Here is an 11,486-nt window from a genome sequence, read left to right as displayed (position 1 = left end):
GGACAGGTCAATACTGTTCCCCGTTGATCGCCCACTCTCGGCTTCGGGGATGGCTGGTCGCTGTCATGACGGTTGCGGGGAGGGAATAGACGCCCATTAGCCGTGCGCCCCTTGTCGATTGCAGGTTTGTCGTCACTGCGTTAGGCAGGGGGACCAGCCTCCCGACGTTCCATCGGGCAACGATAAAGCCGCCAGAGCGCCTGTCATGGCCCAGTTCGAAACCCCTGTGCCGCCGGAACTGTCGGCCACGGTGACGCCGCTGCCGCCCCTGGAAGAGACGCCGGGGCCCGGCCTGCCGCCTGATGCGCCGCCGGCGGCCCTGCTGGCGCGTGTCCTGGTCCATGCCGGCGACCTGGTGGTGCTGGCCGCCCCCCTGATGCTGACCCGCATGGGCCAGCTGCTGATGCAGACGGCCGACACCGCCATGGTCGGGCGCTACAGTGCCGAGGAACTGGCCTATTTCGGGCTGGGCAACACGCCGGTGGGCACGGCTTTCGCCACCGTGGTCGGCCTGATGATGGGCACTATCATCCTGGTGGCCCAGGCGGTGGGCGGCGGGCGTGAGCGGGAGGCGGGCGCCGTCTGGCGCAGATCCGTGCCCTATGCCCTGATGATCGGCCTGATCGTGGCCGTCGCCTGCCTGTTCGGCGAGCCGTTCTTCCGCGTGACGGGGCAGGACCCGCACATCGCCCACGGGGCGGCGGCGGTCATCGCCATCCTGGGCCTGGGCATGCCGGCCGCGGTGCTGCAGATCACCACCGCCTTTTTCCTGGAGGGGATCAAGCGGCCGTTCCCGGCCATGGTGTCCATGCTGGTCGCCAACGTCCTGAACCTGACCCTGGACTACGTCCTGGTGTTCGGCCATTTCGGCCTGCCGGCACTGGGCGCCGTGGGATCGTCCATCGCCACCACCAGCATCCGCTGGCTGACGGCCCTGGGCCTGTGCGCCTATGTCTGGACCATGCGCGATCATGAGCGCTACGGCGTGCGCGGGTCCTTCCTGGAATGGCGGCGGGGGCGGGGGCATCGCCACCTGGGTTACGCCGCCGGCCTCAGCCAGGGGGCGGAGGCCAGCGCCTTCGGCACCATGGGCATCTTCGCCGGCTGGCTGGGTGCCCTGGGCCTGGGCGCCTACGCCGTGGGGCTGAACCTGATGGCCTTGCCCTTCATGGCGGCCCTGGGCCTGGCCTCGGCCACGGCGGTGCAGGTGGGGCAGGCGCATGGCGCCGGCAACCGGCGCGAGGCCACCTTGGCCGGCTGGACGGGCCTGGCCATCACGGCCTGCGTGCTGACCTGCGTCGGCCTGCTGTTCGCCGCCATCCCGGCGACCATCGCCCGCATCTACGCCGCCGACCCGGCGCTGATCCGCGACCTGGCGCCGCTGATCGCCTTCATGGCCTGGATCCTGGTGGCCGACGGCGGGCAGACGGTGATGGCCAGCGCGTTGCGCGGCCAGGGGGACAGCTGGATCCCCACCGCCCTGCATTTCTTCAGCTATTTCGGCGTCATGATCCCCGTGGCGGCCTATGCCGCCTTCCATCTGGGGCACGGCGTCCTGGGCCTGTTCCAGGGCATCCTGGTGGCCAGCATCGTGGCGGTGTCGGTGCTGATGGTCCGTTTCCATCTGCTGTCGCGGCGCTGACCGGCGGCACCGAATCTGCTATGCTCAACCGTGAGGGGAGGGCGTGGCGATGTCGGAACTGACGGTCAGCGGCTTGCTGCGCACGGACACCATGCGCATCAGCGACGTGCATTGCGCCGGCACCTGCCGCCACAAGAGTGCCGAGGAATGCGCCGGCGCCACCCACCTGGTCTTCCCCTACCGCGGGCTTTATGTCCGCCACGTCGGTCCGGACGATGCCGTGGCGGAGGCCAATCAGGTGCTGTTCTTCAACCGCGACGACGGCTATCGCGTCAGCCATCCGGTCACGGGGGGCGACGCCTGCCTGTCGGTGATGGTCGACGAGGCCCTGTTGCATGAACTGGCCCCGGTGGAGCATCTGCGCCCCGGCGGCGACCTGGCCTTTCGTCCCCACCGCCTGCGCATCGACCCGCGCGCCCAGGCCCTGGCCGCCCTGTTGCGCCACAGCCTGGCCCAGGGAACCGCCGAGACGTTGGAGGGGGAGGCGCTGACCCTGACGCTGATCCGCCGCGCCCTGGGGGAGCGGACGGCCCACGCCCCCCGGTCCAGCGCCGGCCGGCAGAAGATGGTGGACCGGGCCAAGGTGGTGCTGTCCGGCGACCTGACGCGGCGCTGGACCCTGGCGGAAATCGGGGCGGAGGTCGGGGTGTCCCCCGTCTACCTGACGCAGGTGTTCCAGCAGGTGGAAGGGGTGCCGCTTTACCGTTACCAGTTGCGCCTGCGGCTGGCACGGGCGCTGGACCTGCTGCCCGACTACGACGACATCACCGCGCTCAGCCTCGATCTGGGCTTTTCCAGCCACAGCCATTTCAGCGCCGCCTTCCGCCAGGCCTATGGCCGCACGCCGGCGGAATTCCAGCGCACGGTGCGGGCGCGCTAAAAGTCGCTAAATATTCCGACAGCGGCGAAGGCCGCGTCGATGGTCTGCTTGGTCCCGCCGGATGACCGGTTTGGTGTGACGGAGGAGAACCATCATGAGCGAGAAAACCTGTGCCGCCTGCGACTATCCGCTGGATGAGAACGCTATCAGCGTGACCATCGGCGGTCGCACGGTGGAAGCCTGCTGCCAGGAATGCGCCGACAAGCTGGGCGAGGCGCAGGCCGCCGCCGCGGCCGGCGACTGATGGCGGCGGCACTTCGACACGTGCCGCTGTAGGTCGCGACTGCGGCCGCCGGAAGTTTTCGGGGAACGAAGTGGACTGAAAACTGAGGAAGCCCAAGCCAGCGGATGCTGGCGCCCGGCGCTTGAGGGGGGCTTTGATCGGCCACGATCAAAGGCCACGCGTATGAATTCGGCGGGCGGGGCGATGGCTCCGCCCGCCTTTCGCGCCAGGCATCACTGTTTGGGAAAACCGAACATCAGGCTGGAGAAGACGGTGTCGAAGTCCGTCTCGGCATCGGCCGGTTGCGGTCGCGTCCAGATGACGTTCAGCAGCCAGTCGCCGGCGCTTGGTGCCTGAAAGCGGGCGCGGCCGTCGGCGTCGGTGCGGTGGCTTTCCGCCGGTTCCGAATCGTGGGCCAGGTCGGTCAGCTTGACCAGGGCGCCCGCCAGCGGTTGGCCGCGATAATAGACGCGCACCGGCAAGTCGGCGGCGCGGGGCTCGGCATAGGGATTGCGCTCCGGCACGATCTCCAGCGTCAGGCCCAGGGGCCGGGTCACCGGGTCGGTTTCCCCGTTCCGGGCCTCAAGCACGGGCCCGACCTGCGCCAGCGCCTTGGCCCGCCGGCTGTAGTTTTCAGACCCGTCCGCATCCATGCGCCGGCCGCGTTGGCGCAGGTCCAGGGCCGGCGTCAGTCCCTCCGCCACCAGGTAGTCATTGAAGCGCAGCGCGGGCAGATGGCTTTGCGCGCTGTCATCCGTTTCCAGCACCAGCATGTGCGTGCCGGGCGATTTCAGGCGGACGGTCCCGTCCTGGTCCGCGCCGCCCGGCCGCAGGTCGGCCCGCAGGTCCGATACCGTCCCGTCTGGCGCCACCGCCTGGAAACGGATGATGCGGTGCAGGGGCAGGGGGGAGCGTTGGCGGTAGGGGCCGTGCCCCACCTGCAAGGTCAAGGGCGTCACCGTGTCCGGTGCCGGCCAGCAGGTTTGCGGCTGCACCCAGAAATCATGCGCGGCGGCGGGTGTGGCCACCAGCAGGACCAGCACGGGCAGGATCTTTCGCAGCATGCCGTCTTTCCTCATTCCAGATGGTCGGGCAGGTAGCCCGGCGTGACCGGCAGCGCGCTCAAGGCCACCGCCAGAATGGCCACCGCCACCAGCCAACTGGACGCCACCCGCACCAGCGGGAAGCGGACATGGCGTGCCGCCCAGGCGGCCGGGATCAGCAGGGCCAGGCAGGGGGACGCCGCCAGCAGGTCGAGGCGGGTTCCCGCCAAGGCCGCCAGCGCCCCGGACCATAGGCCGGCGTTGAGCGACAGGCCGTATGCCAGCCCGCCGTCCGTGCGGGGCAGCAGGCCGGCGGCACCGGTGACGGCCACGCTGATCCAGCAGCCGACGAAAACGCCATCCTGCCAGGGCGGCGGCGCCAGGGTGGTGCCCAGGGCGGCCGCGGCCACCAGCGCCCCGCAGATCGCCCAACGGCGCCGGGGGGCCGAGGCCACGGCCAAGGCCAGCGCCGCATACAGCAGGGCCAGGGGCGGCAGCGCCCCCCTCACGGCGACACCGCGCGGATGAGGAAACCCAGGCCGGTCAGGGCGACGGACCCACCCAGCCCCCGCGTGATCCGCGGGCCACCGGGCCGGCCGTTCAGGCAGCCGATGCCCACGCCGGCCAGATGCAGCAGGCCGGTGGCCAGGACGAACCCCACGCTGTAGCCGGCGGGATCGGCGGCGGAGGGCAATTCCCGTCCATGGGCATACCCGTGGAACAGGGCGAACACGGCCACCAGCGACAGCGCCAGCCAGGCCGGCGCCTTGACCGCACCGGCGATGCAGCCGCCCAGCACCAGGACGGAACAGGCGATGCCCAGTTCCACCGGCGGCAGGGGCAGGCCCACCATGCCGGCGACCGCCCCCACCACCATCATCACCGGGAACAGCACCGGCAGGGCCTGCAGCAGCGGCGGGCCCAGGAAGGCGCCCCACAACCCCACCGCCACCATGGCCAGCAGATGGTCCAGGCCGCCGAACGGATGCAGGAAGCCCGGCAAGAAGCCGCCGGGCAGGCCCGTGCCGGTATGGGCCATCGCCGGACCGCTGATGCCCAGGGTGATGGCCAGGATAAACGGCCGCCTCATGGCCCCGTTCCCGGCGCCACCAGGAAGGGGAAGAGGGTGTCGGACGGCGGATGCTCATCCCGTGTCAGGCCGTCCGTCACGCTGCCGGCCGTGCCGTCCACCAGGAAAGAGCGATAGATGTTCACCGCGTCGTAGGTCGGCGCGCGGCCGCCGCAATCACCGCGCAACGCCCGTTCATCCGCCAGTGCCACCAGTTCCACCGCGAACAGCTGGGTGCAGACGCCGCTGGCGCTGTTGACCCACAGCCGATCGTCGGCCAGGACCGTCGCCAGCCGGTGGTACCGCCGGGTGGGGGGTGCGGTGTCGTCCGCCAGCCACTGGTTGCCGCAATGGCCGTCGAAGCTGTCGTAGAAGGCCAGGCCCTTTTCGATCTCGCCCACGAAACGGCCGCCGTCGGCCGGCGTGGCGGCATTGTACGCCTCCTTCAAGCGGTCGCCGACTTCGGCCGGCTGCAACTGGCCCAGCAGGGCGTTACCGGTCAGGGGACGGGCGGCCCGGTCGATCTGCCGCCCCTTGGGGCCCACCGTCGCCGCCCAGACGGCCAGCAGCGGGCCGCCCCTGTCCACCGCGCCCACGTCGATTGAGGCCACGATGGCCATGGGTGTCCAGCCGGCCAGGAAATTCTGGGGCGGGCCGCCGTCGGTGTGTCGCCAGCGGTCCAGAATCTCCCCCGCCGTGGCGGCGTCGAAAGCCGGGCATCCCGCCCGGTCCGTGGCCGCGCCCCGGGCCAATGCTGCTTCCGCCGCCTGATAGGCTTGGCGGGTGCCGCGCACATTGTTGAAAAAGGGATCGTCGCGCAGGCCGGCATAGACGCGGAAGCGGTGCCGCGCGCCCCACACGCCTTCGCTGGTGGCTGGGTCCCCCTGCGCATGGTCGATTTCACCCAGGCGGCAGTCCGCGTCCTGCGGCCCCGGGAAACGGCAGCTCAAGGTGATGGTGGCGCCGGGGTGGCCGAAGTGCCGCGCGCTGTCGATGTGGAACACATAGTCCAGCCGGTCGGAAAGGCTGTGGCCGACAATGGTCATGGCCAGGTTCAGCCGTCGTGCGTCGGCATCCATCCAGGCATAGAGATCGCCGATGTCGGCACGGGGATCGGCGATGACGGTGGGGCTGTCCAGATGGTCGGACGCCGTTGCCGGCGTGCCGCACGCCAGGCCGGCCGCCAGCAGAAGCGGGGCGATGCCCCGGATGATTGAGGTGCGCATGATGGCCTTCCGGCTGTCTTTTCAGATGGCAAGACAAGCTGGAAAAGGCCGGGCGGCGCTGTCGAAATCTTTAGGGATCGTGCGTTGCCGGCAGGGGCAGCAGCAGTTCCACCTGGTTGCCGTCCGGATCGCGGACATACAGCGACAGGGTGGCGCCGTGGCGGTTGTCGCCCACGCGCTCCTCGATGATGGCCAGGCCGTGGGCCGCCAGGTGCGCCCGCACGGCAACCTCGTCACAAGCGCCCAGCGCGACGCTGACATGATCCAGGTTGCGCCCCGGCCCGGCCGGCGGTCTGGCCCAGGCGCCCTGGGCCCGCGTCACATCCACCAGGAACAGGTCCGACGCGCCCACGGCCAGGCGGATCAGCGCGTCCTCCGGATATTCCGCCGTGACCGGGCAGCCCAGGGCGTCGCGATAGAAGGCCAGGGCCCGGCCCATGTCGGTCACGGGAAAGGCCACATGGTCATAGCCGCGGATGCGGAAAGGCGGGGGTGTCGTCATGGGGAATCGGCCGCTGGAGTGGGGTGCCGCACTCTGCATTCGCGCCCCCATCGAGTCGAGGCCCATGGCCCAGGGGCCTTGATGCCGGTTTCATTGTTCGCATGCGCGAATGGTGCTAGAAAAGCGGCCGGTCCCCGCCGCCGCCGACAGGGTGTACAGCCCAGTCGAAGGCTTGGTTTTCCTGACTTTTGGATTTTGGTTTGGCCACGACTCCGACGCCCCCCGCGGCCCCCCCCGCCAGCGACATCACCCCCATCGCCATCGAAGAGGAGATGCGCAGCAGCTACCTCGATTACGCCATGAGCGTGATCGTCAGCCGCGCGCTTCCCGACGTGCGCGACGGCCTGAAGCCGGTGCATCGCCGTATCCTCTACGCGATGAAGGAAAGCGGCTACGAAAGCACCAAGCCCTACCGCAAGTCGGCCAAGGCGGTGGGCGATGTCATGGGTAACTATCACCCCCATGGCGACAGCTCGATTTATGAAGCCATGGTCCGCATGGCGCAGGATTTCTCCATGCGCCTGCCGTTGATCGACGGCCAGGGCAACTTCGGTTCCATGGACGGCGACCCCGCCGCGGCCATGCGTTACACCGAGGCACGCCTGGCCAAGTCGGCCGAGGCCATGCTGGACGACATCGACAAGGACACGGTCGACTGGCAGAAGAACTACGACGAATCCAAGGATGAGCCGACGGTCCTGCCGGCGCGCTTCCCCAACCTGCTGGTCAACGGTGCCAGCGGCATCGCCGTGGGCATGGCCACCAACATCCCGCCCCATAATCTGGGTGAGGTGGTCGACGCCTGCTGCGCCTATGTCGACAACCCGGACATCACCATCCCCGAACTGATGGAGATCGTGCCCGGTCCGGACTTCCCCACCGGCGCCCTGATCCTGGGCCGCGCCGGCATCCGCTCGGCGTTCGAGACGGGCCGCGGCTCCGTCGTGATGCGCGCCAAGAGCGAGATCGAGGAGATCCGCAAGGACCGCTGGGCCATCGTCTTCACCGAGATGCCATATCAGGTGAACAAGGCCAAGCTGATCGAACGCATCGCCGAGGTGGTGCGCGAAAAGTTGGTCGAGGGCATTTCCGACGTCCGTGACGAGTCCGACCGCGACGGCGTGCGCGTGGTGGTGGAACTGAAGCGCGACGCCGTGGCCGACGTGGTGATGAACCAGCTGTTCCGCCACACCGCCCTGCAGACCTCCTTCGGCGTCAACACCCTGGCGCTGAACGGCGGCCGGCCGGAACTGATGAACCTGAAGGACATCATCGCGGCCTTCGTGAAGTTCCGTGAGCAGGTCATCACCCGCCGTACCGAATATGAGTTGGGCAAGGCCCGCGAACGCGCCCACAGCTTGGTGGGCCTGGGCGTGGCCGTGGCCAACCTGGACGAGATGATCGCCCTGATCCGCCGCGCGCCCGACCCGGCGACGGCGCGTGAGGAGATGATGCTGCGCGAGTGGCCGGCCAGCGACGTGGCGCCGCTGATCGAACTGATCGACGAGCCCGGCCGTGGCCTGTCGGCGGCCGGCACCTACCGCCTGTCCGAGGCCCAGGCCAAGGCCATCCTGGAACTGCGCCTGCACCGCCTGACCGGGCTGGAGCGTGACAAGATCGGCGCCGACCTGAAGGTGGTGGTCGACCAGATCAGCCATTTCCTGGAAGTGCTGTCGTCGCGCTCGCTGCTGCTGACCATCCTGCGCAACGAGCTGGTGGAGGTGCGGGCGCGCTTCGACACCCCCCGCCGCACCAAGATCGAGGATCTGGAGTTCGAAGCCGACATCGAGGACCTGATCCAGCGCGAGGACATGGTCGTCATCGTCACCCAGACCGGTTACATCAAGCGCGTGCCCGTTTCCACCTATCGGGCGCAGGCGCGCGGCGGCAAGGGCCGCAGCGGCATGCAGCTGAAGGTGGAGGATGCGGTCAGCGACCTGTTCGTGGCCAACACCCACACGCCCATGCTGTTGTTCACCAGCCGGGGCCTGGTCTACAAGCTGAAGGTCTGGCGCCTGCCGCTGGGCCAGCCGCAGACGCGTGGCAAGGCCCTGGTCAACCTGCTGCCGCTGGAGGAGGGGGAGGTCATCACCACCGTGATGCCCATGCCCGAGGACGAAGCCAGCTGGGGCGACCTGAACGTGCTGTTCGTCACCAGCCACGGCAACGCCCGCCGCAACAAGCTTTCGGACTTCACCAACATCCGCGCCAATGGCCTGATCGCCATGAAGCTGGAGGAAGAGGGCGAACTGCTGATCGCGGCCCGCACCTGCAGCGAGGCCGACGACGTGCTGATGGCGACCCGCCTGGGCCGTTGCATCCGCTTCTCGGTGGACGACGTTCGCGTCTTCGCCGGCCGCACGTCCACCGGTGTGCGCGGCATCCGCCTGGCCGAGGGCGATGAGGTCATCGGCCTGTCCATCCTGCACCACACCGATTACAGCCCGGAGGAACGCGCCGCTTACCTGAAGCAAGCCGGTGCCGAGCGTCGCCAGCAGGGCGAGGAAGTGGACGATGTCGCGGCGGACGTGGATGGCGAGGCCACCGGTGACGTCGGGCAACTGTCGCCCGAACTCTATGCCGAGATGAAGGCGCGTGAGGAATTCCTGCTGACCGTTTCGGTCCAGGGCTTCGGCAAGCGCACCTCGGCCTATGAATACCGGCTGACCGGCCGTGGCGGCCAGGGCATCTGGAACATGGACATGGGCGACCGCAACAAGGCCATCGCCGCCGTGTTCCCCATCGCCGAGACCGACCAGGTGATGATGGTCAGCAATGGCGGCCAGGTCATCCGCATGCCGGTGCACGACGTGCGCATCACCGCCCGCAAGAGCAAGGGTGTCACCCTGTTCCGCCTGGCGGCGGATGAGGGCGTGGTGTCCGTGGCGCGCCTGGCCGATGACGGTACCGAGGATGCCGAGGAAACCGGGGCCGGCGACATCGCGGCGGTTGACGCCGCCGTGGGTGAAACGGGTGTGGGTGAAACCGGGGCCGCAGGCCCGGACGAGGGAACCGGCGAGTGAGTTTTTTCGGGGGTTCAAATCACTCCGGTGATTTGAACCCCCGGAGGCTCAGTTAAAGCCGGCAAACGGAGCTGAACGATGGGCGGATTGGATCAGCGGGGCGGAAGATGACGGGACCACGCATCGGGGTTTATCCCGGCACCTTCGACCCCATCACCAATGGGCATTTCGATATCATCCAGCGGGCGACCAAGCTGGTGGATCATTTGATCATCGGGGTGGCCAGCAACGCCGGCAAAGGGCCGCTGTTCAGCACGCCCGAGCGGGTGGAATTGGTGCGTGAGGAACTGGCCGCCCTGACCGCCAAGGGCGCGTCGGTGGAGGTCCGGCCGTTCGAGACGCTGCTGATGAACTTCGCCGTGGGCTGCCAGGCCCAGGTGATCATCCGCGGCCTGCGCGCCGTCTCGGACTTCGAATATGAATTCCAGATGGCGGGCATGAACGCGCGCCTGAACCCGCAGGTGGAAACCGTCTTCCTGATGGCGTCCGACCGGCACCAGTTCATCTCCTCCCGCTTCGTGAAGGAGATCGGGCGGCTGGGCGGTGACATCGCCCACTTCGTCAGCCCGCGCGTGGCCCACCGCCTGGCGGAACGGTTCGCCCAGGATGCCCGCCAGGGCATCGGCCAGGGCGTCGACCCCGCCACCGGCGGCGCCGGGGAATAAAGACCACGACAGCCGTTTGCGGGGCCCCCATGCATCGTTAAATGGCGGGCCCCCGCCGCTTTCCATTGACCGCGCCCATACCCCTGATTATGGTGCGCGCCACACCGGGACGGGGACCGCCGAGGTCCTTGTCTTCGTTCGCGGAAAACACCTTTCACGGTGCCTTTTCCCCGCGGTCGATCCCGTAGCTCAGCCGGTAGAGCACGTGACTTTTAATCATGGGGTCGTGGGTTCGAATCCCACCGGGATCACCAATTTTTCAATAGTTTAGCGCGATTTCTTGATCGTCTGTTTCAATTGATGTTGAACAGGCTTGCCGTTGACTCTTTGCGGCCAGGAACGCACTCTTGCTTTTATGAGCAAACAGCCCAAAGCCCCCTTGGCGAAAGCTTCTCCAGTATTTGGGGACCAAGCTTTCCTGGACGCCTTCCTGAAGGTCGCACGCAGTGCATCTTCCGACAGCGCCAGTGCCCTGAAGGCATTGCAGAAGTCCGGCATCGTGACCGGCAAGGGCAAGTTGACCAAGCCTTACCGCGAGCTTTAATTGCACCGGCTGGCCTATGGTTTTGTGCTGGGATATCACGGTTGCACAAAATCTGTTGCCGACCGCTTGCTTGCCGGTGAGCCTTTCAAGAAATCCGAAAATGACTATGACTGGCTGGGCCACGGAATTTATTTCTGGGAAGCCAATCCGGTTCGTGGGTTAAGCTTCGCTCAGGAATCCCTCAAACGGAAAAAGTCGGAGGAAGACGCAGCGGTGGTTGGGGCGGTCATCGAAATGGGCCATTGCTTTGACCTAATCAGTGCGATGGACACCCGGATGCTGCAAGCCGCCTACCAAGCCTTGAAGTCCGACCTGGATGCCATTGGGAAAGCACTTCCCACCAACAGCACACTACAGCGTCGCTTGGACTGCGCCATCATCGAACATGCCCACAGCCTGGTTGCCAGGATGGTGCCTTCTTTGCCCTTCGATACCGTGAAGGGAATATTCACAGAAGGATCTCCCACGTATCCCGGCGCCGGCTTCCTGGAAAAAACGCACATCCAGATCGCGGTCCGGAACCCGGCCGTGGTCAAGGGCGTATTTCGGGTTCCGGAAAGTCACCTGGCCTAAATCAGCACGATAACCGGCATTCTCAGGACCGGTCGTCGCGACTTGGCGCCCCCATCCTTTAGGAGATCTCTCCCACGTTGAAATGAACGCCATCTG

Annotated in this window: 12 protein-coding genes and 1 tRNA gene; 8 read left to right on the top strand and 5 right to left on the bottom strand. The window is 67.5% G+C overall.

Annotation, left to right across the window (positions count from 1 at the left end; translation table 11 throughout):
- The first annotated feature begins 205 nt into the window (after positions 1 to 205).
- The 3 genes from PW843_06760 to PW843_06750 all read left to right on the top strand — a co-directional run bounded on the left by PW843_06760 (position 206) and on the right by PW843_06750 (position 2,766).
- Positions 206 to 1,642, top strand: a complete 1,437-nt coding sequence (locus PW843_06760; GenBank protein MDE1146313.1) for an MATE family efflux transporter — start codon at positions 206 to 208, stop codon at positions 1,640 to 1,642.
- Positions 1,643 to 1,691: 49 nt separating this feature from the next.
- Positions 1,692 to 2,522: an AraC family transcriptional regulator gene (locus PW843_06755; GenBank protein MDE1146312.1), complete on the top strand. Its 831-nt coding sequence runs from the start codon at positions 1,692 to 1,694 to the stop codon at positions 2,520 to 2,522.
- 94 nt (positions 2,523 to 2,616) lie between these two features.
- Positions 2,617 to 2,766, top strand: coding sequence for a hypothetical protein (locus PW843_06750; GenBank protein MDE1146311.1), 150 nt, complete (start codon positions 2,617 to 2,619; stop codon positions 2,764 to 2,766).
- Between the two features lie 212 nt (positions 2,767 to 2,978).
- Here PW843_06750 and PW843_06745 read toward each other — a convergent pair whose 3' ends face one another.
- The 5 genes from PW843_06745 to PW843_06725 all read right to left on the bottom strand — a co-directional run bounded on the left by PW843_06745 (position 2,979) and on the right by PW843_06725 (position 6,585).
- On the bottom strand, positions 2,979 to 3,809 hold the full coding sequence (locus PW843_06745; GenBank protein ID MDE1146310.1) for a DUF4198 domain-containing protein: 831 nt from the start codon (positions 3,807 to 3,809) through the stop codon (positions 2,979 to 2,981).
- An 11-nt stretch (positions 3,810 to 3,820) separates the two neighbouring features.
- Complete coding sequence (locus PW843_06740) at positions 3,821 to 4,297, bottom strand: hypothetical protein (protein ID MDE1146309.1); 477 nt, start codon at positions 4,295 to 4,297, stop codon at positions 3,821 to 3,823.
- Positions 4,294 to 4,878, bottom strand: a complete 585-nt coding sequence (locus PW843_06735) for a HupE/UreJ family protein (GenBank protein ID MDE1146308.1) — start codon at positions 4,876 to 4,878, stop codon at positions 4,294 to 4,296. The genes PW843_06740 and PW843_06735 overlap by 4 nt, the downstream gene beginning before the upstream one ends.
- Complete coding sequence (locus PW843_06730) at positions 4,875 to 6,083, bottom strand: hypothetical protein (protein MDE1146307.1); 1,209 nt, start codon at positions 6,081 to 6,083, stop codon at positions 4,875 to 4,877. The genes PW843_06735 and PW843_06730 overlap by 4 nt, the downstream gene beginning before the upstream one ends.
- A gap of 70 nt (positions 6,084 to 6,153) precedes the next feature.
- Entirely contained in the window at positions 6,154 to 6,585 is a 432-nt protein-coding gene (locus PW843_06725) for a VOC family protein (GenBank protein MDE1146306.1), read from the bottom strand.
- Positions 6,586 to 6,785: 200 nt separating this feature from the next.
- Here PW843_06725 and gyrA point away from each other — a divergent pair, with 200 nt between their 5' ends.
- The 5 genes from gyrA (at position 6,786) to PW843_06700 (ending at position 11,390) form a co-directional block, all read left to right on the top strand.
- Positions 6,786 to 9,608, top strand: coding sequence for a DNA gyrase subunit A (gene gyrA, locus PW843_06720; protein MDE1146305.1), 2,823 nt, complete (start codon positions 6,786 to 6,788; stop codon positions 9,606 to 9,608).
- A gap of 107 nt (positions 9,609 to 9,715) precedes the next feature.
- Positions 9,716 to 10,273 carry a pantetheine-phosphate adenylyltransferase gene (gene coaD, locus PW843_06715; protein ID MDE1146304.1) on the top strand — a complete coding sequence of 186 codons (558 nt, stop codon included), beginning with the start codon at positions 9,716 to 9,718 and terminating at the stop codon, positions 10,271 to 10,273.
- Between the two features lie 178 nt (positions 10,274 to 10,451).
- Positions 10,452 to 10,527, top strand: a tRNA-Lys gene (locus tag PW843_06710).
- A 101-nt stretch (positions 10,528 to 10,628) separates the two neighbouring features.
- On the top strand, positions 10,629 to 10,817 hold the full coding sequence (locus PW843_06705) for a hypothetical protein (protein ID MDE1146303.1): 189 nt from the start codon (positions 10,629 to 10,631) through the stop codon (positions 10,815 to 10,817).
- Positions 10,818 to 11,390: a hypothetical protein gene (locus tag PW843_06700; GenBank protein MDE1146302.1), complete on the top strand. Its 573-nt coding sequence runs from the start codon at positions 10,818 to 10,820 to the stop codon at positions 11,388 to 11,390.
- The last annotated feature ends 96 nt before the right edge of the window (positions 11,391 to 11,486 follow it).

It is taken from the genome of Azospirillaceae bacterium (assembly GCA_028283825.1).
GTDB lineage: Bacteria > Pseudomonadota > Alphaproteobacteria > Azospirillales > Azospirillaceae > Nitrospirillum.
The sequence above is the reverse complement of the archived record's forward strand: the minus strand, read 5'-3'. Positions and strand labels throughout refer to the sequence as shown.

What these genes read in the sequence shown, in the direction of transcription:
- PW843_06760 (MDE1146313.1), top strand. Translation starts at nt 206, where the DNA reads ATGGCCCAGTTCGAAACCCCTGTGCCGCCGGAACTGTCGGCCACGGTG.
- PW843_06755 (MDE1146312.1), top strand. Translation starts at nt 1,692, where the DNA reads ATGTCGGAACTGACGGTCAGCGGCTTGCTGCGCACGGACACCATGCGC.
- PW843_06750 (MDE1146311.1), top strand. Translation starts at nt 2,617, where the DNA reads ATGAGCGAGAAAACCTGTGCCGCCTGCGACTATCCGCTGGATGAGAAC.
- PW843_06745 (MDE1146310.1), bottom strand. Translation starts at nt 3,809, where the DNA reads ATGCTGCGAAAGATCCTGCCCGTGCTGGTCCTGCTGGTGGCCACACCC.
- PW843_06735 (MDE1146308.1), bottom strand. Translation starts at nt 4,878, where the DNA reads ATGAGGCGGCCGTTTATCCTGGCCATCACCCTGGGCATCAGCGGTCCG.
- PW843_06730 (MDE1146307.1), bottom strand. Translation starts at nt 6,083, where the DNA reads ATGCGCACCTCAATCATCCGGGGCATCGCCCCGCTTCTGCTGGCGGCC.
- PW843_06725 (MDE1146306.1), bottom strand. Translation starts at nt 6,585, where the DNA reads ATGACGACACCCCCGCCTTTCCGCATCCGCGGCTATGACCATGTGGCC.
- coaD (MDE1146304.1), top strand. Translation starts at nt 9,716, where the DNA reads ATGACGGGACCACGCATCGGGGTTTATCCCGGCACCTTCGACCCCATC.
- PW843_06705 (MDE1146303.1), top strand. Translation starts at nt 10,629, where the DNA reads ATGAGCAAACAGCCCAAAGCCCCCTTGGCGAAAGCTTCTCCAGTATTT.